At 62.7% G+C, this 19,485-nt stretch carries 15 protein-coding genes; 13 read left to right on the forward strand and 2 right to left on the reverse strand.

The genetic code is table 11. The features are described 5' to 3' along the window. The first annotated feature begins 11 nt into the window (after positions 1 to 11). Entirely contained in the window at positions 12 to 887 is an 876-nt protein-coding gene (locus NXC14_RS24815) for a LysR substrate-binding domain-containing protein (RefSeq protein WP_085780691.1), read from the forward strand. Here NXC14_RS24815 and NXC14_RS24820 read toward each other — a convergent pair. Beyond that, positions 862 to 1,860, reverse strand: coding sequence for a GlxA family transcriptional regulator (locus NXC14_RS24820; RefSeq protein WP_085781254.1), 999 nt, complete (start codon positions 1,858 to 1,860; stop codon positions 862 to 864). The two genes, NXC14_RS24815 and NXC14_RS24820, sit on opposite strands and share 26 nt — an antisense overlap. Before the next feature lie 96 nt (positions 1,861 to 1,956). On the opposite strand from NXC14_RS24820, the gene NXC14_RS24825 reads away from it, so the two are divergent. From NXC14_RS24825 to NXC14_RS24870, 10 genes are all read left to right on the forward strand, one after another. Next, complete coding sequence (locus tag NXC14_RS24825; RefSeq protein ID WP_085780692.1) at positions 1,957 to 2,859, forward strand: 3-keto-5-aminohexanoate cleavage protein; 903 nt, start codon at positions 1,957 to 1,959, stop codon at positions 2,857 to 2,859. 7 nt (positions 2,860 to 2,866) lie between these two features. Continuing rightward, positions 2,867 to 4,357: a carnitine 3-dehydrogenase gene (locus tag NXC14_RS24830; RefSeq protein WP_085780693.1), complete on the forward strand. Its 1,491-nt coding sequence runs from the start codon at positions 2,867 to 2,869 to the stop codon at positions 4,355 to 4,357. 10 nt (positions 4,358 to 4,367) lie between these two features. Beyond that, positions 4,368 to 5,528: an acyl-CoA dehydrogenase family protein gene (locus NXC14_RS24835; protein WP_085780694.1), complete on the forward strand. Its 1,161-nt coding sequence runs from the start codon at positions 4,368 to 4,370 to the stop codon at positions 5,526 to 5,528. Positions 5,529 to 5,532: 4 nt separating this feature from the next. Further along, on the forward strand, positions 5,533 to 7,587 hold the full coding sequence (locus tag NXC14_RS24840; RefSeq protein WP_085780695.1) for an acetate--CoA ligase family protein: 2,055 nt from the start codon (positions 5,533 to 5,535) through the stop codon (positions 7,585 to 7,587). 7 nt (positions 7,588 to 7,594) lie between these two features. Further along, on the forward strand, positions 7,595 to 8,377 hold the full coding sequence (locus NXC14_RS24845) for a carnitinyl-CoA dehydratase (RefSeq protein ID WP_085780696.1): 783 nt from the start codon (positions 7,595 to 7,597) through the stop codon (positions 8,375 to 8,377). A 115-nt stretch (positions 8,378 to 8,492) separates the two neighbouring features. Next, positions 8,493 to 10,082, forward strand: a complete 1,590-nt coding sequence (locus tag NXC14_RS24850; protein ID WP_085780697.1) for an ABC transporter substrate-binding protein — start codon at positions 8,493 to 8,495, stop codon at positions 10,080 to 10,082. 95 nt (positions 10,083 to 10,177) lie between these two features. Next, positions 10,178 to 11,185, forward strand: coding sequence for an ABC transporter permease (locus tag NXC14_RS24855; RefSeq protein WP_085780698.1), 1,008 nt, complete (start codon positions 10,178 to 10,180; stop codon positions 11,183 to 11,185). Then, positions 11,182 to 12,009, forward strand: a complete 828-nt coding sequence (locus NXC14_RS24860) for an ABC transporter permease (protein ID WP_085780699.1) — start codon at positions 11,182 to 11,184, stop codon at positions 12,007 to 12,009. Before NXC14_RS24855 ends, NXC14_RS24860 begins: the two co-directional genes overlap by 4 nt. Beyond that, entirely contained in the window at positions 12,002 to 13,633 is a 1,632-nt protein-coding gene (locus NXC14_RS24865; RefSeq protein ID WP_085780700.1) for an ABC transporter ATP-binding protein, read from the forward strand. The genes NXC14_RS24860 and NXC14_RS24865 overlap by 8 nt, the downstream gene beginning before the upstream one ends. A 20-nt stretch (positions 13,634 to 13,653) precedes the next feature. Further along, positions 13,654 to 15,657 carry a CocE/NonD family hydrolase gene (locus tag NXC14_RS24870; protein ID WP_085780701.1) on the forward strand — a complete coding sequence of 668 codons (2,004 nt, stop codon included), beginning with the start codon at positions 13,654 to 13,656 and terminating at the stop codon, positions 15,655 to 15,657. 3 nt (positions 15,658 to 15,660) lie between these two features. Here NXC14_RS24870 and NXC14_RS24875 read toward each other — a convergent pair whose 3' ends face one another. Then, complete coding sequence (locus tag NXC14_RS24875) at positions 15,661 to 16,572, reverse strand: alpha/beta hydrolase (protein ID WP_085780702.1); 912 nt, start codon at positions 16,570 to 16,572, stop codon at positions 15,661 to 15,663. A gap of 263 nt (positions 16,573 to 16,835) precedes the next feature. Here NXC14_RS24875 and NXC14_RS24880 point away from each other — a divergent pair, with 263 nt between their 5' ends. Both NXC14_RS24880 and NXC14_RS24885 read left to right on the forward strand, forming a co-directional pair. Further along, positions 16,836 to 17,360 carry an RNA polymerase sigma factor gene (locus tag NXC14_RS24880; RefSeq protein ID WP_085780703.1) on the forward strand — a complete coding sequence of 175 codons (525 nt, stop codon included), beginning with the start codon at positions 16,836 to 16,838 and terminating at the stop codon, positions 17,358 to 17,360. Then, on the forward strand, positions 17,357 to 19,468 hold the full coding sequence (locus NXC14_RS24885; RefSeq protein WP_085780704.1) for a VWA domain-containing protein: 2,112 nt from the start codon (positions 17,357 to 17,359) through the stop codon (positions 19,466 to 19,468). Before NXC14_RS24880 ends, NXC14_RS24885 begins: the two co-directional genes overlap by 4 nt. Positions 19,469 to 19,485 lie beyond the last annotated feature (17 nt).

Consider the following 19,485-nt stretch of genomic DNA (forward strand, 5'->3'; position numbering starts at 1 on the left):
TATGGCTGACCATGCACGAGCCAATCGAAAGCGACCTGTTGAGAACCTTCCTGGTCGTCGCCGAGACATCGAATTTCTCCGCGGCTGCCCAGCGGATCGGCCGGACGCAGTCCGCCGTCAGCACCCAGATCAAGAGGCTTGAGCAGACGATCGGCGAATGCCTCTTTGAGCGCGGCGCCCGCGGCGTGCTGCTGACGCGCCAGGGCATACAGCTGGTGCCTTACGCCCGCAGGGTCATTGATCTCCTGAACGAGGCCGCCGCCACGATCCGCAGCAAGCCGCTGGACGGGCCGGTGCGCATCGGAATTCCCGAGGAATACAGCCAGACAGTTTTGCCGGCAGCGCTTGCGGCTTTCGCTGTGCGTCACCCGGCTGTCGAGGTCACCGTGTCCTGTGATTATACATCACGCAACCTCGCCGCCCTGGAGCGGGACGAACTCGATCTCGCCGTCGTTTTCGACTGGAGCGACCAGACGAAAGGTGAGGTCATCTGCATCGATCCCACAGTCTGGGTCACCTCGATGGTCCACCGGCTGCACGATCTCGACCCCCTCCCCATTGCGACCTATCGCAACTCCACCTGGTCACGTGATTTTGCGCTCCGGTCGCTGGAGCAGATCGGCCGCAACTATCGCATTGCTTTCATCGCCGATACGGGTTCGGGACTGAAGAATGCGCTGACCGCAGGCCTTGCCGTGACAACGCTTTCGCGCAGCAGCATCCCGCCCGGCTGCCGGGAGCTGACCGCCGAAGACGGTTTCCCGCCGGTCGATTCCTCGAAGGTGGTGCTCCGCCGCAGCACCTACCGTTCCACCGAAGCCATCCGCGAGCTTGCCGAGATGATCCGGGACGCGTTCCAGCCTACGTCGCCGCCGCCGATGACGTGATGCGGCGGCGCAAGCGGCGCCTTGTCTCGGACGGGCTTTCGGAAAAATTCGCCCGGTAGCTTCTGGCAAAGGCCGAGGCCGAATTGAAACCGGTTGCCGCCGCGATATCGGCGAAGGAGGCCGTCGTCTCGATCACCTTGCGGCGCGCCGCATTCAGGCGCAGTGCGAGATAATGCACATGCGGCGGTGCGCCGATGCTCTGCTGGAAGAGGTCCTGCAGATGCCTGGCGCTGATGCCGACCCTGCGGGCGATCCGAGCGAGGATCAGGGGCTGCTCGATATGTTCCTCCATCAGCCGCACCGCCTGCGCCACGCGGGGATCGTGCATGCTGAGCCCCGCCGAGGCTGCGGAAAGCGGTTCGTCGCCATGAAAGGAGGGCTGCTCGTAGCGGAACAGCCGGCTGACTTCGAGCGCCAGCGAATAACCTTGTCGCTGCCTGATGATCTCCAGCATCAGGTCGACGGTCGGCAGCGAACCCGATGTCGTCAGTCGCTTGCCGTCGATGACAAAACGATCCTTGACGGCCCGCACCTCAGGATAAGCAAGCGCAAAATCCTCGTAATCTTCCCAGTGAACGGTCGCCGGCTGCCCGTCGAGCAGGCTTGCCTCCGCGAGCAGCCAGGTGCCTGACTCGATGCCGGCGATCACCGTCCGGTGGCGGGCGGCCTGGGATAGCTGCATCTTGAGCGCCGGCGTGGCGCTGCCGCGCCAGTTGTAGCTCGCAAGCACGAAGAGCGGTCTATCCTCGGCCGTCGCCCGGAAGATCCCGTCCGCCGGAATGGCGATGTGGCTGGTGGTCGGAACCGGCGCTCCGTCCGGTGTCAGGAGCCGCCAGCGGTAGAGCTCGCTGCCGGAAATGCGATTGGCGCCACGTAGCGGCTCGATGACCGACGCGATCAGGATCAGGTTCGTATCCGGAAGAACGAGAAGGTCGATATCGAGCCGCTCGGTCGATCGCTGTAGCAATGTCACCTCCACGATTCCGATAATGTATCAAAAGCTTCTGAAAGCGTAAAGCATCTCTGTTCATGTTGTCGCGTAATGACCATAAGACGGGAGAACAAAAACATGCCTCTTGCTATGAACCGCGATGTCTTCATCACCTGTGCCGTGACCGGCGCCGGCGACACGGTTTCCAGATCCAGCCACGTTCCCATCACTCCCAAGCAGATCGCGGATTCCGCGATCGACGCCGCCAAGGCTGGGGCGGCCGTTGTTCACTGCCATGTCCGCGATCCGGAAACCGGGGCCGCCAGCCGCCGCAATGATCTCTACAGGGAGGTCACCGACCGCATCCGCTCGGCGGATATCGACGTCGTTCTCAACCTCACCGCCGGCATGGGCGGGGACCTGATCTTCGGGGATGTCGAAAGCCCCCTGCCCCTCAATGCGAAAGGCACCGACATGGCGGGCGCCAGCGAGCGTGTCAGCCATGTCGCCGAGTGCCTGCCGGAGATCTGCACGCTCGACTGCGGCACGATGAACTTCAACCTCGGCGACTATGTCATGACCAACACGCCGGCCATGCTGCGGGCGATGGCAAGCAAGATGACGGCTCTCGGCGTGCGGCCCGAAATCGAGGCCTTCGACACCGGCCATCTCTGGTTCGCCAAGCAGCTCGCTGAAGAGGGGCTGATCGAAGACCCCGTGTTGATCCAGCTCTGCATGGGCATTCCGTGGGGTGCTCCTGACGACCTCAACACGTTCATGGCGATGGTCAACAATGTGCCTGCGAGCTGGACCTTTTCGGCCTTCTCGATCGGCCGCAATGCCATGGCCTATCCGGCCGCGGCGGTTCTGGCGGGTGGCAATGTGCGTGTCGGCCTGGAAGACAACCTCTTCGTCGGCAAGGGCCAGCTCGCCACCAATGCGCAGCTCGTCGAAAAGGCCGTGCAGGTGGTGGAAGGCATGGGCGCGCGGATCATCGGTCCGGAAGACGTCCGCAAGAAACTCAAACTGACGAAGCGCTGAGGGCGGCATGACAGGGATCAGCAAGGCAGCTTGTATCGGCGGCGGCGTCATCGGCGGCGGATGGATCGCCCGTTTCCTGCTTGCCGGCATCGACGTCGATGTCTTCGACCCGCATCCGGAGGCCGAACGCATCGTCGGCGAAGTGATCGCCAATGCCGAAAAGGCCTATGCCATGCTGACCGGCGCACCGTTGCCGCCGCGCGGCCGGCTCACCTTCTGCAAGACATTGGAGGAAGCGGTCGCCGGCGCCGACTGGATCCAGGAAAGCGTGCCGGAACGGCTCGACCTCAAGCGCGGTGTCTTGACGCAGATCGATGCCGCGGCACGGCCGGATGCCCTGATCGGCTCATCCACGTCAGGACTGCTGCCGACCGACCTGCAGCGGGACATGAAACATCCCGAACGGCTGTTTGTCGCCCATCCCTATAATCCGGTCTATCTGCTGCCGCTGGTCGAAATGGTCGGTGGCGAGAAGACATCGGCGGTGACCATCAAGGCGGCGATGGACAAACTGCCGCCGATCGGCATGAAGGGCGTCCACATCGCCAAGGAGATCGAGGCCTTCGTCGGCGACCGGCTGCTCGAGGCGCTCTGGCGCGAGGCCCTATGGCTTATCCACGACGACATCTGCACCGTCGAGACGCTCGACGACGTCATCCGTTATTCCTTCGGCCTGCGCTGGGCGCAGATGGGCCTGTTCCAGACCTACCGCATCGCCGGGGGCGAGGCCGGGATGCGCCATTTCCTCGCCCAGTTCGGGCCGTGCCTCGCCTGGCCATGGACCAAGCTCACCGATGTGGTGGATCTCGACGATGCACTGATCGAAAAGATCGGCCGACAGTCCGACGAGCAGGCGGCGGGGCTTTCGATCCGCGAGCTCGAGCGCATCCGCGACGAAAATCTTGTCGGCATCCTCCAATCCCTCAAGGGCGGCCACGGCGGCAAAGGCTGGGGCGCCGGCAAGCTCTTGAAGGATTTCGAACAAACCCTCTGGGCGCGAGGAGGTGATGCGGCCGCCTCTGTCGATCCGTCGAAACCGCTGAGGCTCGTCGAAACCAAGGTGAGCCCCGCCTGGGTCGATTATAACGGCCACATGACCGAACACCGCTACCTGCAGGTTTTCGGCGATACGTCGGACGCGCTGCTGCGTCTTGTCGGCGTCGATCTCGCCTATGTCGAGGCGGGCCATAGCTACTATACGGTCGAAAGCCACATCCGCCATCTCGGTGAGGCAAAGCTCGGGCAGGCGATCCACTCGACCTGTCAGGTGCTCGCCGCCGATGACAAACGGCTGCATGTCTTTCACACTCTGTACGCTACGGCGACGGGCGAGGCTCTCGCCACCGCCGAGCACATGCTGCTGCATGTCGACAGCAAGATGGGTAAGGCGGCACCGGCGCCGGCCGCCGTGCTCGACAAGGTCAGGATGATCGCTGCGGCTCATTCGGAATTGGCGCTGCCCGAAGGCGCCGGCCGTTGTGTCGGCGAGAAACGGTAAGAGGATCGGCATGGATTTCGGCCTCAACGAAGAACAGCAAATGATCGTCGACACGGTTCGCGCCTTTGTCGAGACCGAAATCTATCCGCATGAGAGCGAGATCGAGCGGACCGGCATCGTTCCACCGGAACTCGGGCGCGAGATCCAGCGCAAATGCATCGATCTCGGCTTCTACGCCTGCAACTTTCCGGAGGAGGTCGGCGGTGCGGGCCTCGATCATCTCACCTTCACGCTGGTCGAGCGGGAGCTCGGGCGCGGCTCGCTGGGTCTGACGGTTTTCTTCGGCCGGCCCTCCGGCATTCTGATGGCCTGTGAGGGCGAGCAGCGTGAGCGTTATCTCCTGCCCGCGGTGCGCGGCGAGAAGATCGACGCGCTTGCAATTACCGAGCCGGATGCCGGCTCCGATATGCGCGGCATGAAATGCGCTGCACGCCGCGATGGCGGCGACTTTGTCCTGAACGGCACGAAACATTTCATCTCGCATGCCGATGTCGCCGATTTCGTCATCGTCTTCGCCGCGACCGGGGAGGAGGAAACGCCGAAAGGCATCAAGAAGAAGATCACCGCCTTCCTGGTGGATCGCGGCACGCCCGGGTTCGAAATCCTCAAAGGCTACGAGTCCGTTTCGCATCGCGGCTACCATAATTGTACACTCAGCTTTGAAGACTGCCGCATTCCTGAAGCCCAGGTGCTGGGCGAGGTGCATCGCGGCTTCGATATCGCCAACCAATGGCTTTACGGCACACGGCTGACGGTTGCCGCCACCTGCGTCGGCCGGGCGCGGCGCGTCTTCGACCTGGCGCTCCCCTACGCCGCCGAGCGGAAGCAGTTCGGCAAGCCGATCGGCGCCAATCAGGGTGTGTCGTTCAAGCTTGCCGACATGATCACCGAGATCGATGCGGCCGACTGGCTAACGCTTGCCGCCGCCTGGCAGGTCGACGCCGGTCGTCCCGCCGACCGGCAGATCGCCTCCGCCAAGCTCTACGCCTCCGAGATGCTGGCTCGCGTCACCGACGAGGCGATCCAGATTTTCGGCGGCATGGGCCTGATGGACGACCTGCCGCTCGCCCGTTTCTGGCGCGACGCCCGCGTCGAGCGCATCTGGGACGGCACCTCCGAGATCCAGCGGCACATTATCAGCCGCGATCTGCTTCGGCCGCTGGGAGCATGAGCCGATGACCTCAAGACCGCTCGACCGCCTGCTCAGACCGCAAACGATCGCCGTCTTCGGCGGCCGTGAGGCACGCAGGGTGATCGAGCAGTGCGACCGCATGGGCTTTTCGGGCGAGATCTGGCCGGTTCATCCGAAACTCGACGAGGTGCTTGGGCGGCGCTGCTATCGCTCCCTCTCCGATCTGCCCGCGGCACCGGATGCCGCTTTCATCGGCGTCAACCGAACGCTCACCATCGACATCGTGCGCGGCCTTTCGCTGGCCGGCGCCGGCGGCGCCGTCTGTTATGCATCGGGCTTCAGCGAGGCGACGGCGGAACTTGCCGATGGCGCCGAACTGCAGCAGGCCCTTGTGGAAGCGGCCGGCGGCATGCCGGTCCTCGGGCCGAACTGTTACGGGCTGATCAACGGCCTCGACGGCGCTTTGTTATGGCCTGATCAGCATGGCATGCAGCGCGTCGAACGCGGTGTCGCGATCCTTACGCAGTCCTCCAATATCGCCCTCAACCTGACCATGCAGACGCGCGGACTGCCGATCGCCTATGTGGTCACATCGGGCAACCAGGCGCAGACATCGCTTGCCGATGTCGCCTGCGCGCTCATTGAGGATCAACGCATCACGGCGGTTGGCCTTCACGTCGAAGGGTTCGGCGACCTTGCCGGCCTGGAACGCCTTGCCGCTATGGCCCGTCGATCGAAGAAGCCTGTCGTCGTGTTGAAGGTCGGCAGGTCCGAGCAGGCGAAACACGCGGCCGTGTCGCATACAGCTTCGCTTGCCGGCAGCGATGCGGTGGCCGATGCCGTGCTCGCCCGCCTCGGTCTCGGCCGCGTCCAGAGCCTGCCGGCGCTGCTCGAAACTCTGAAACTGCTGCATCTTGCCGGCCCTCTCCCAAGCTATTCGATTTCGTCCATGAGCTGCTCGGGCGGCGAGGCTTCCCTGATGGCGGATGCCGCCGTCGGCCGGAAAGTGGAATTCCCCGCCCTGCAGCCGCAGCAATTGCCGCGGCTGCGCGAGGTGCTCGGCGAGATGGTAGCGCTTGCAAACCCGCTCGACTACCACACCTTCGTCTGGGGCGATCTCGCGCGTCAGACGGAGGCATTCAGCGCCATGTTCAAAGGTGGCTGCGCACTCAATCTCGTGGTTCTAGATTTTCCCCGCGACGACCGGTGTGATTCATCCGAGTGGACGACGACGACAGACGCAGTCATCGCCGCAGCCTCCGCGACCGGTGCGCTGGCCGGCGTGCTCGCGACCCTTCCCGAGAACATGCCGGAGCCGGTTGCCGCTCGTCTGATGTCAAAGGGCATCGTCGCCTTCTCGGGTATCGACGAAGCCATCACCGCGGCGGAAGTTGCCGCTGGGATCGGCGAGGCCTGGGATCGTCCCCCTCCCCTGCCGCTCCTCAACGTCGTCCCCGTTGATGGCGAGCTCGATACGCTGTCGGAAGCCGATGCAAAGACCGAGCTTGCTGCCTGCGGCCTCCCTGTTCCCCGGGGGCTGCAGGCTTTTTCTCCTCGCGAAGCCGCAGAGCAGGCCGAGCGGCTCGGTTTTCCCGTCGTACTGAAGGGGCTCGGCATTGCGCACAAGACCGAGGCCGGCGCCGTCGTGCTCAACCTCAAAGATCCAGAGGCGGTGACGAATGCGGCGGCGGCGATGCGGCCGAATGGCGGTTATCTCGTCGAGAAAATGATCGATCCGCCAGTCGCCGAGCTCATTGTCGGCGCCAGCCGGGACCCGGTCTTCGGATTGTCGCTGACATTGGGAGCGGGCGGAATCTTCGTCGAACTGCTCGAAGATTCCGTCGTCCTGCCGCTTCCGGCGACGAAAGCCGATATTGGTGCGGCGATTTCATGTCTTAAAATCGCAAAGTTGATCCATGGCTATCGCGGGCGTCCGCGCGGCGATCTTGAAGCCACTATAGACGCCGTCGCAGCTACGGCAGAATATGTCGTAAAGAATGCGGTGCGCCTTGAGGAACTGGACATTAATCCCTTGATGGTTCTTCCCGAAGGGCGCGGTGTTGTTGCAGTTGATGCTCTCATACGGCGAAGGAGGTAGCGCAGGTTTGAGCGACTACATTCGTACACGAAGTGACGGCGGAATATTGGAAGTCGTCATCGACCGGCCGAAGGCGAACGCCATCGACCTCGCGACCAGCCGCGCCATGGGATTGATCTTCCGAAATTTCCGCGACGACCCCGACTTGCGCGTTGCCATCGTCACGGGTGCGAGCGAAAAGTTTTTCTGCGCCGGCTGGGATCTGAAGGCGGCTGCGTCGGGCGATGCGGTCGACGGCGACTATGGTGTGGGTGGCTTTGGCGGGCTGCAGGAACTGCGTGACCTCAACAAGCCCATCATCTCGGCGATCAACGGCATCTGTTGCGGCGGCGGACTGGAGATCGCGCTCTCGACCGACCTCATCATCGCCGCCGAGCATGCGACCTTTGCCCTGCCGGAAATCCGCTCGGGCACGGTCGCCGATGCGGCTTCGATCAAGCTGCCGAAGCGCATCCCCTATCATATCGCGATGGACATGCTTTTGACGGGTCGCTGGCTCGACGTCCACGAAGCGCATCGCTGGGGTTTCGTCAATGAAATCCTGCCCGCCGATCGCTTGATGGCGAGAGCCTGGGAGCTTGCCCGGCTGCTCGAAAGCGGGCCGCCGCTCGTCTATGCTGCAATCAAGGAAATCGTTCGCGAAGCGGAGGGTTCGACGTTCCAGACTGCCATGAACAAGATCACCAAGCGGCAGTTTGCGACCGTCGATCGGCTCTATTCGAGCGAAGACCAATTGGAAGGCGCGCGGGCTTTCGCGGAGAAGCGAAGCCCCATTTGGAAAGGACGATAAGGAGGCGGCAGCAACCGCGCATTTTCCCGCATGATGCGGGCACCGGAGGCGGAGAGGAAACCGCCTGCGATTCTGCCCGGAAGTTCTGTCAACGCACCAAAGAAGGAACAGGGGAATGAACGACTACACCAAATATCTCACAAGCCGCGTCACCGCCGGCGGGCTCAGCCGCCGCGAATTCATGGGACGCGCCATGGCGGCCGGCATCACACTTGCCGTTGCCGACAAACTCTTCACCGAAAGCGCAGAAGCCGCCGAACCGAAGCACGGTGGTCACCTGAAGCTCGGCCTCGAAGGCGGTGCCGCCACCGATTCCAAGGATCCGGCGAAATTTCTGTCGCAGTTCATGTTCTGCGTCGGCCGCTGCTGGGGCGATATGCTGGTCGAATCCGATCCGCTGACTGGGGCTGCCGTGCCGGCGCTCGCCGAATCCTGGGAGCCGTCAAAGGATGCGGTCACCTGGACCTTCAAGATCCGCAAGGGCGTCAAGTTCCACAACGGCAAGGAACTGACGATCGACGACGTCGTTGCAACGCTGAAGCGCCACACCGACAAAAGCTCGGAATCAGGCGCGCTGGGCGTTCTCGGCTCGATTAAGGAGATCAAGGCCGATGGCGGCAATCTCGTCCTGACGCTCAGTGAAGGCAATGCCGATATGCCGCTGCTGCTGTCGGATTACCATCTGGTGATCCAGCCGAATGGCGGCGTCGACGATCCCCTGGCCTCGATCGGTACCGGACCTTACAAGCTGACGAGCTTCGAGCCCGGCGTCCGCGCCACCTTCGAGAAGAACAAGGACGACTGGCGCACCGACCGCGGCTACGTCGATTCGATCGAGATCATCGGCATGAACGACGCCACCGCCCGCATCGCGGCCCTGTCGTCGGGCCAGGTGCACTACATCAACCGTGTCGACCCGAAGACGGTCAGCCTGTTGAAGCGCGCACCCAACGTCGAGATTCTCTCGACAGCCGGCCGCGGCCATTATGTCTTCATCATGCATTGCGATAAGGCGCCGTTCGACAATAACGACTTGCGCCTGGCGCTCAAATACGCCATGGACCGCGAAACCATGGTGCAGAAGATCCTTGGCGGTTACGGCAAGGTGGGCAACGATTTCCCGATCAACAGCACCTATGCGCTGTTCCCCGAGGGCATCGAGCAGCGCACCTACGATCCCGACAAGGCTGCCTTCCACTACAAGAAGTCAGGCCATAGCGGTTCGGTTCTCCTGCGCACCTCCGAAGTCGCCTTCCCCGGCGCCGTCGATGCGGCCGTCCTTTACCAGGAAAGCTGCAAGAAGGCGGGCATCGAGATCGAGGTCAAGCGCGAACCGGGTGACGGGTACTGGACCAATGTCTGGAACGTCCAGCCCTTCTCGACCTCCTACTGGGGCGGCCGCCCGACGCAGGACCAGATGTATTCCACCGCCTATCTCTCGACGGCGGACTGGAACGACACCAAGTTCAAGCGCCCTGACTTCGACAAGCTCCTGCTGCAGGCGCGCGCCGAGCTTGATGAAGCCAAACGCAAGGATATGTACCGCACCATGGCGATGATGGTGCGCGACGAGGGCGGCGTGATCCTGCCGATGTTCAACGACTTCGTGAACGCCTCCACCAAGCAGGTGAAGGGTTATGTCCATGACATCGGCAACGATATGTCGAACGGTTACGTCGCAACCCGTGTCTGGCTGGACGCCTAGCGGCGAAGGGCGCACGCCCTTCCGATCCCCAACGAAGCCGGGACCGTGGGATGAAACCCGCGGTCCTCCCGACGTTTCAGCGCTAGGTCTTCGCCATGACCAATCCTGCCCCAAGCAATGTCCTGCCCGGTCTCCGGTTCCGGCAGCGTTTTCCGCTGTTGGCCCTCATTCTCGAGCGCTTCGTGCTCAGCATTGTCCTGCTCTTTGCTGTGTCTGTCCTGATCTTCGGCGGGCTGGAAGCCCTTCCCGGCGATTTTGCCACCACCTATCTTGGCCAGTCGGCGACGCCGCAGGCGGTCGCCAATATCCGTCGGGACCTTGGGCTCGATCGCCCGGTGACGACGCGCTATGTTGAATGGCTCGGCAGTGCCGTTCAGGGTGACTTCGGCACCTCCTGGGCCAGCAAGAACTCGGTGAGCGAGCAGATTGGCAAGCGACTCGGCAATTCGCTCTTCCTGGCGGGTTTCGCGGCTGTCATTTCAGTGCCGCTCGCCGTCGGCCTCGGCATGCTGTCGGTGCATTTTCGCAATCGAATGCCCGACAAGATCATCAACGTTATCTCGCTCGCGGCGATCTCGCTGCCGGAATTCTTCATCGGCTACCTGCTGATCCTGTTTTTCGCTGTGAAGTTCGGCATGGCGACCTTCCCGGCGACGGTCTATGACAGCATGGGCTTGGTCGAGCGCTTGAAGGCGATCGCCCTGCCGACGGCGACCCTGGTTCTCGTCGTGCTCGCGCACATGATGCGCATGACGCGGGCAGCGATCCTCTCCGTCATGTCCTCGGCCTATATGGAGACCGCCGAACTGAAGGGTCTGAGCGCCTTCCGCGCCATCGTCAAACACGCCGCCCCGAATGCGCTGGCGCCGATCATCAACGTCGTCGCGTTGAACCTTGCCTATCTCGTGGTCGGCGTCGTCGTCGTCGAGGTGGTCTTCGTCTATCCCGGTATGGGGCAATATATGGTCGATGCGGTCACCGTACGCGACATGCCAGTCGTGCAGGCCTGTGGCCTGATCTTCGCGGCCGTCTACATCTTCCTCAACATGACGGCCGATATTCTGGCGATCATCGCCAATCCCAGGCTGAGGCATCCGAGATGAGAGCAAGAGACATCCCCATCACCGCCTGGATCGGCATGGCCGGCATCGCCCTCGCCTTCATCTTTGCGCTCTTTGCGCCCTGGATTGCTCCCTATGGCGAAACGCAGGTCGTCGGCGACGTCTGGCAACTGCCTGACGATAAGTATCTCTTCGGCCTCGACAACCTCGGTCGCGACATCCTCTCGCGGCTGATCTATGGCGCGCGCACGACGCTGCTGGTCGCCTCCGCCGCCACGATCATCTCCTTCTCGCTCGGCGTCATCCTGAGTTTTACGGCAGCGGTGTCGCGCGGGCTGATCGACACGGTCTTTTCGCGCTTCAACGACCTGATGATGTCGATCCCGACACTGATCTTCGCGCTCGTGGTGTTGGCGGTCCTGCCGCAGAACATAGTCGTCCTGATCCTCGTCATGGCCGTCCTGGATTCCACCCGCGTCTATCGTCTCGGCCGCGCCGTGGCGCTCGATGTGGCGGTGATGGAATTCGTCGAGGCGGCGAAGCTGCGTGGCGAAGGCAAGCTCTGGATCATCTTCCGCGAGATCCTGCCGAACACGCTGTCGCCGCTTTTGGCCGAGTTCGGGCTGCGCTTCGCCTTCTCGATCCTGTTCCTCTCGACGCTTTCCTTCCTCGGCCTCGGCATTCAGCCGCCCGCCGCCGATTGGGGTGGCATGGTCAAGGACAACAAGGATGGCATCATCTTCGGCATATCGGCCGCCCTCGTGCCGGGTACGGCGATCGCCGTGCTCGCCATCTGCGTCAATCTGGTCGTCGACTGGCTCCTGAAACGCACATCCAGCCTCAAGGGAGGGCGCGGCGATGCCTGAGCTTCTTTCCGTCCGCAATCTGAAGATCGAGGCAACCAGTTATCCGCCCGGCGAACCGCCGAAGCGCGTGACGATCGTTGATGGCGTCTCCTTCGATCTTCAGAAGGGCAAGGTTCTCGGCCTGATCGGGGAATCGGGTGCCGGCAAGTCGACAATCGGCCTCTCGGCACTGGCCTATGGCCGCGGCGGCGCCGAAATCACCGGAGGCGAGGTGCGGCTCGGCGGTACCGACATTCTGGCGCTCGGCAAGAACGGCATCCAGAAAATCCGCGGCGCCCGGGTCTGCTACGTTGCCCAATCGGCGGCGGCAGCCTTCAATCCGGCGCACAGGCTCGGCGATCAGGTGATCGAAGCGTCGGTCAAACATGGTCTGATGACCAAAGACGAGGCGCGCAAACGGGCGCTTTATTTGTTCCGTGTTCTCGGATTACCCAACCCCGAAAGCTTCGGTGAGCGCTTTGCCCATCAGGTTTCCGGCGGCCAGCTGCAGCGCGCAATGACCGCGATGGCGCTCTGCTCGAACCCCGAGCTTATCGTCTTCGACGAGCCGACGACGGCGCTTGACGTCACCACCCAGATCGACGTGCTGGCGGCGATCAAGCATGCCATCGAGGAAACGCATACGGCCGCGCTCTACATCACCCACGACCTTGCCGTCGTCGCCCAGATCTCCGACGACATCATGGTCCTGCGCCATGGCCGCCAAGTGGAATATGGCAGCGTTCAGCAGATCATCGAGGCGCCGCAACAAGACTATACACGCGCCCTCGTCAATGTCCGGCAAGCCTATCGCGAGGAAGCTTCAGACCAATCCGCGGCCCTTCTTAAAGTGGAAAATCTCAGCGCCGAATATTCCAACGGCTTCAAGGTGCTGCACGATGTTTCGCTGCACGTGCCGAGGGGGCAGACGCTTGCGGTCGTCGGCGAATCCGGCTCGGGTAAATCCAGTCTGGCTCGCGCGATTACCGGCCTTCTGCCGCCGAGCAGCGGGCGTATCGTCTTCGACGGCAAACCACTGATGCCCGATCTCAATAGCCGGCCGAACGAGGATCTGAGACGCATCCAACTGATTTATCAGATGGCCGACACGGCGATGAACCCGCGCCAGACGGTGCGCGACATCATTGGCCGCCCGCTGACTTTCTATTATGGCCTGAGAGGTGGCGAGAAGACCGCCAGAGTGAAGGAATTGCTCGATCAGATCGAAATGGGTAATGGCTTCATCGACCGCTATCCGGCTGAACTGTCGGGCGGTCAGAAGCAGCGCGTGGCGATCGCCAGAGCCCTTGCCGCCAAGCCGGAGCTCATCCTCTGCGACGAGCCGACCTCGGCGCTCGATCCACTGGTGGCCGAGGGTATCCTCAAGCTGCTGCTGCGCCTGCAGGGGGAAGAGCAGCTTTCCTATGTCTTCATCACCCACGACATCGCCATCGTCCGGGCGATCGCGGACAGCGTCGCGGTGATGCATCGCGGCAAGCTGGTGCGGTTCGGCCCGAAGTCGACGGCACTGTCGCCGCCCTTTGACGACTACACTGACCTGCTGTTGAAATCTGTGCCCGAAATGGAAATCGGCTGGCTGGAACGCGTGCTTGCGACACGCCGCATGGAAAGCGCCGACAATTGAATGTGAATGAAGGAGTGAGCATGACATCCCGCGGCTTCACCACCATCGAGAATGAATGGATTGAGCTCAAGGATGGAACGCGGCTTGCCGCGCGCATCTGGATGCCCGACGGCGCGGAAGAAGATCCGGTTCCCGCCGTTTTCGAATTCCTGCCCTATCGCAAGCGCGACGGAACCAGCCCCCGCGACGAGTCGACCTATCCGGTGTTCGCGGCCGCAGGCATTGCCGGCGTGCGCGTCGATATCCGCGGATCCGGAGAATCCGAAGGCGTCATCGACGGCGAATATACCGAGCGCGAACTTGCCGATGCCTGCGAGCTGATCGCCTGGATTGCCGCGCAGCCATGGTCGAACGGTTCGGTCGGGATGATGGGCATCTCCTGGGGCGGCTTCAACAGCCTGCAGGTCGCAGCGCTACGCCCGCCGGCGCTCAAAGCCGTCATCTCGATCGCCTCGACCGTCGACCGTTACAACGACGACATCCACTATAAGAACGGCTGCCACCTCTCCGCCCAGCTCTCCTGGGCGGCGACCATGCTCGGCTACCAGTCGCGCCCGCCGGATCCTGCCCTGGTCGGCGACCGCTGGAAGGAAATGTGGCTGGAACGCCTTGCCGGCGAACCGTTCTTCATGGAGGAGTGGCTCACTCACCAGCGGCGCGACCATTTCTGGCGTCACGGCTCGATCTCAGAGAATTTTTCGAATGTGGATATCCCGGCGCTCGTCATTGCCGGCTGGGCGGACGGCTATCGCAACACGCCTCTGCTGGCGGTCGAAGGTCTCGGCGGAAAGGCGAAGGCCCTGATCGGCCCATGGGTCCACAAATATCCGCACTTCGCCTGGCCGAAGCCGCGCGTCGACTTCCACAGCGAAGCGATCGCCTGGTGGAACAAATGGCTGTGCGGCGACGACAATGGCATCGACCGACTGCCGCAGGCACGCGCCTATATTCTCGATGCCGTCAGGCCTGCCGCCCGACGCGACAGCGATCCAGGCTTCTGGATCGCCAAGGACATGTGGACGCCGCCGCGGATGCAATGCTTCTATGTCGAGCAATTCGGCCGGTTGACGCAAGGCATGCCGATCCCGCATGCGCCCGAGCATCCCGTCCATCTCCATTCTCCCCTCGACACCGGCACGGCGTCGGGAGAGTATTTTACGCTGAAGCCCGACGCCGAAATGGCCATCGACCAACGCTCAGACGATTCCGGCTCGCTGGTCTTCGACACGGTGCCGCTTGCAGAGGATCATGATTACCTCGGCCGGCCCGTCGTAACGGTTGCGTTGTGCCCCCACGCGACAGGCGGCAATCTCTGCGCCCGCCTGGTCGATGTCCATCCGGACGGCACGGCCACCCGTGTCGCCTTCGGCGTCGTCAATCTCACGCACCGCGATGGCAATGCCGATCCCAAGCCTCTCACGCCGGGCGAGAAAGTGCCGATCCGGCTGGTGCTCGATGCATGCGGCTATCGCTTCCGCAAGGGCCATCGAATCCGCCTTTCGCTTTCGACCGCCTATTGGCCGATGATCCTGCCGCCGCCCGATGATCAAAGGGTCGAGATTGATATCGCCTCGCTCGGCCTGGCGCTGCCCTTGCTCGGGGACCACCGGAAGATCGAAATCGATGAACCGGCCAATCCCGATCCCCTGCCCAAATATATCGAGCATGCGGGCGCCGCGACGAAGCGTCAGGCCGTCCGGGACCTCTCGGCCAACCGCACGGATTATCGCATCCACGAGGAGACCGGGCTTTACGAACACCCGGAAACCGGCCTGTCGACGCGGCAATTGCGCGAAGAGGTCTGGTCGATTTCGCCAGATGACCCGCTGTCGATGACCGGCACCTCGACCTGGACTTGCGACATGCACCGGCCCGGCTGGTTCGTGCGCACGGTCGCGACCGCGCGGATTGCCTGCACCGCGAGTGATTGGATCATCAGCGCCGTCGTCACCGCTTTCGAGGACGATGTGCAGATCTTCGAAAAGATCTTTGCCGAAAAGCGGATCGCGCGCGACCTGATGTGATCGTCAGGCTGATGCGAAATGCCGAACCGCCTCGCAGACGGCGTGAAAGCCGTCGCGCGCGCCTTCACTCATGTGACGGGCGCGAAGCCAGGCATGCACCATCTGCGGCTCCTCCCGAAAGGAGACCTCGACACCCTCCGCTGCAAGCCGGGCCGCATACTGGCGGCCGTCGTCTCTCAACGGGTCGAAATGCGCGACCGTGATGTAGGTGGGCGGCAGTTCGGCAAGTGAAGACGCATTCAGCGGCTCGGCGATCTCGCTGCCTGCCGGCGCCTGCAGGATCTCGCGATAATAGGCAACATCGGCCGTGGTCAGGCCAGGCGCCGCAGCCATCTCGACATAGGAGCCGGCGGACAGGTCTCCGCCGAGCGCCGGGTAGATCAGGACCTGACCGACGACGCCGGGTAGGCCTTCGTCGCGTGCCCGCAGTGCAAGGCCCGCCGCAAGATTGCCCCCGGCGCTATCGCCGATCAGCACGACCTTGTTGTTGGCCGAAAGCAGATGCTTCAGCACGGCAAAGGCGTCATCCGTCTGTGCTGGCCAGCGATATTCGGGAGCCAGGCGATAATCGACGGAAACGAGTTCTGCACCGGCAAAATCGGCAATCTCCGCGCAGATGGCATGATGGCTCTCCAGCGAACCGACGACGAAACCGCCGCCATGGAGATAGAGAAGTACCGTGCGCGTGCTGATCTTGCGGGGACGGTAGCGCCGGATCGGAATGCGCTGGACCACGCCGTCGGCAAAAATCATTTCCGGCGGCAGCGGGCGGTCGAATCGGGCGCAAAGGGCATCGTACCAGTTTCGCTGCTGCTCGACCGACGCTTCGACCGCGTCGGCGGGATACAAACTATCGCAAATCTCGAGAAACTGCAGGATGGCTTTTTCGGTAGGGACAGGCGATTGAGCGGACATGAAGAGTCCTTTCGATTTGGGACATGCAGATCCATGCCCTTGGCCGACTCTGCCATCATCATGCGCCTTCAAAACGGAGGCAATCTGTCTGGTCGCGACCCATGGATGTCGCGGCGTCCACTATTTTTGGCCTGCGGGGCGGAGACTTGCCGCCGCTTCAGAAAAAGCCATAATTTTTTTGCCGTCGACCCAAGGAACGCCATCGGAGAAACGTCTCAATGCCGAAATAGCATCTTGCTTGATAGCTTGGGGGTAGGTGCGCATTGGATGCGGAGCTCATAGAACGGGCGCAGCGCGGTGACCGGGAGGCCTTTGGGCAGTTGGTCTCGCGCCATTATGATTTCGTCCATGCGACGGCGTGGCGGTGGTCGGGCAGTTCCACCGATGCGGACGACATCGCCCAGGATGTCTGTGTCAAGCTCGGCGCGGCGATCCGCGGCTTTCGCGGCGCCAGTCGTTTCAGGACATGGCTCTACACCCTGACGCTGAACGCCGCCCGCGACCATAGGCGCAAGCTGGCTCGAGAAGAACAGACGTTCCGTGCTTATGCCGCCGAACCGCTGCCCGATGCGCCCAGTAAGAATGACGATGAGATATCGAGCGAATTGTGGGCGGCCGTGCGCGCTTTGCCGGAAAGGCAATGCGACGCGGTGCTGCTCGTCTATGGCGAAGGCCTCAGCCATTCCGCTGCCGCCGATATTATGGGCTGCTCGGAAACAACCGTCTCCTGGCAGGTGCATGAAGCGCGCAAGAGACTGAAGGCCATGCTCGGCAAGGAAGAGGTATGACCGTGGACAAGAAACTGGAAAAACTCTCCCGCACCGCGCCGCCTGCAGCCGATCCGGAGGCGCGCACGCGTGCGCTTGCCGCCGCCATGCAGGCGTTCGACGACGCAGGAAATGATACTGCCGCAGCCCAAGGAAATCTGAAGGGCTGGCGTCAAAGCTCCGTCATCAACTGGATATGGAGCCCTGCCATGAACAAGAAATTCCTTGCCGGTTCAGCCCTTGCGACGCTGCTCGTCATTCCCGCTGCCGGTTATCTCGTGATAACGCTGAATCACAACGGGCTGCCGATCGTCGATCAGGAAAAGATCGCGAGTGACGTCTCGCAAAATAATGCGCCAGAGCCGGCCGAACCCGTCGAGGTCGCACCTCAGCTTGCCCAAGCACCGGCGAAAGAGAAGCAGCCGGCAGCTCAATCATCGGCGGCTGATAGCACCCGGGGCTTGCAGGACGAGGAGCAGTCGGCCGCCGCTAAACCCGCTGCGCCTTCTGAATTCGATGCCGGCAAGATCGCCCTGCTGACGAAGTCCGAGGGCTCGGCTGCGGCGCTCGGCGCGGCCAAACGCGTCGCGCCGGCCGCTCCCGGCGCCCCCCAGCCGCAATTGGCAGAGTCGATGGCCGTCGCCCCCTCACCTCTGCCGCCGGCGGAAGGGCGTGTGCAGATCCAGCCCGATGCCAATCGCGAGCGCTTTGCCAATGCTGCGGCAAATCCGGTCAAGAGCGTTGCAACCGACCCGGTTTCGACCTTCTCCGCCGATGTCGACAGCGCCTCCTATTCCTTTGTCCGCCGATCGTTGACGAGCGGGGCGATGCCCGATCCGCAATCGGTTCGCGTCGAGGAAATGATCAACTATTTCCCCTATGACTGGCCGCGTCCAGACAATGCCGATCAGCCTTTCAAGGCGACCGTAACGGTGATGCCGACACCGTGGAACCACGACACGCAATTGATGCATGTGGCGATCAAGGGCTATGATATCGCGCCGGCGACGACGCCGCGTGCCAATCTGGTTTTCCTTATCGACGTTTCGGGTTCGATGGACGAGCCGGACAAGCTGCCGCTGCTGAAGAGCGCCTTCCGTCTGCTGGTCAACAGGCTGAAGGCCGACGACACCGTCTCGATCGTTACCTATGCCGGCAATGCCGGCACGGTGCTTGAACCGACACGCGTCGCCGAAAAATCGAAAATCCTTTCAGCGATCGACAGGCTGGAGGCCGGAGGTTCCACGGGCGGCGCCGAGGGCATCGAGGCGGCTTACGATCTTGCCAAACAGGCCTTCGTCAAGGGCGGCGTCAACCGCGTGATGCTGGCGACGGACGGAGATTTCAATGTCGGCCCTTCGAGCGATGAAGATCTGAAGCGCATCATCGAAGAAAAGCGCAAGGACGGCATCTTCCTGACCGTTCTCGGCTTCGGACGCGGCAATCTCAACGATTCCCTGATGCAGACGTTGGCGCAGAACGGCAATGGCAGCGCCGCCTATATCGACACCCTGGCGGAAGCGCAGAAGACGCTGGTCGAAGAGGCCGGATCGACACTGTTTCCGATCGCCAAGGATGTGAAGTTCCAGGTCGAGTTCAATCCGGAACGGATCGCCGAATATCGGCTGATCGGCTACGAGACGCGCGCCCTTAACCGCGAGGATTTCAACAATGACCGCGTCGATGCCGGCGATATCGGCTCAGGCCACAGCGTCACGGCGATCTATGAGATTACGCCCAAGGGAAGCCCCGCGGTCATGAACGACGACCTGCGTTATGGCGCAGCCGACAAGACGCCGGCCGAGACAGCGGACAGCGGGCGCCAGGGTGAGCTTGCCTTCGTCAAGATGCGCTACAAGCGGCCGGGCGAGGATAAGAGCGCCCTCATCACCACGCCCGTCGGCGACGGCAATGCGGTCGCCAGCGTCGATGCCGCGCCACAGGATGTCCGCTTCTCGGTGGCTGTCGCCGCCTTCGGCCAGAAACTGAGCCGCCTCCCCGCCCTCGACACTTATTCCTATCAGGCGGTTGCCGATCTGGCCGCGGCATCGCGGGGGGCGGATCCCTTCGGCTACAGGTCGGATTTCCTCGGGCTCATCAGGCTGGCCGACGGTCTCAGTCAACGGTGAGCTGCGAAGCACCCAGA

This window comes from Rhizobium sp. NXC14 (genome assembly GCF_002117485.1).
Taxonomy (GTDB): Bacteria; Pseudomonadota; Alphaproteobacteria; order Rhizobiales; family Rhizobiaceae; genus Rhizobium.

What these genes read in the sequence shown, in the direction of transcription:
- NXC14_RS24830 (WP_085780693.1), top strand. Translation starts at nt 2,867, where the DNA reads ATGACAGGGATCAGCAAGGCAGCTTGTATCGGCGGCGGCGTCATCGGC.
- NXC14_RS24825 (WP_085780692.1), top strand. Translation starts at nt 1,957, where the DNA reads ATGCCTCTTGCTATGAACCGCGATGTCTTCATCACCTGTGCCGTGACC.
- NXC14_RS24875 (WP_085780702.1), bottom strand. Translation starts at nt 16,572, where the DNA reads ATGTCCGCTCAATCGCCTGTCCCTACCGAAAAAGCCATCCTGCAGTTT.
- NXC14_RS24855 (WP_085780698.1), top strand. Translation starts at nt 10,178, where the DNA reads ATGACCAATCCTGCCCCAAGCAATGTCCTGCCCGGTCTCCGGTTCCGG.
- NXC14_RS24865 (WP_085780700.1), top strand. Translation starts at nt 12,002, where the DNA reads ATGCCTGAGCTTCTTTCCGTCCGCAATCTGAAGATCGAGGCAACCAGT.
- NXC14_RS24860 (WP_085780699.1), top strand. Translation starts at nt 11,182, where the DNA reads ATGAGAGCAAGAGACATCCCCATCACCGCCTGGATCGGCATGGCCGGC.
- NXC14_RS24835 (WP_085780694.1), top strand. Translation starts at nt 4,368, where the DNA reads ATGGATTTCGGCCTCAACGAAGAACAGCAAATGATCGTCGACACGGTT.
- NXC14_RS24850 (WP_085780697.1), top strand. Translation starts at nt 8,493, where the DNA reads ATGAACGACTACACCAAATATCTCACAAGCCGCGTCACCGCCGGCGGG.
- NXC14_RS24870 (WP_085780701.1), top strand. Translation starts at nt 13,654, where the DNA reads ATGACATCCCGCGGCTTCACCACCATCGAGAATGAATGGATTGAGCTC.
- NXC14_RS24885 (WP_085780704.1), top strand. Translation starts at nt 17,357, where the DNA reads ATGACCGTGGACAAGAAACTGGAAAAACTCTCCCGCACCGCGCCGCCT.
- NXC14_RS24840 (WP_085780695.1), top strand. Translation starts at nt 5,533, where the DNA reads ATGACCTCAAGACCGCTCGACCGCCTGCTCAGACCGCAAACGATCGCC.
- NXC14_RS24815 (WP_085780691.1), top strand. Translation starts at nt 12, where the DNA reads ATGCACGAGCCAATCGAAAGCGACCTGTTGAGAACCTTCCTGGTCGTC.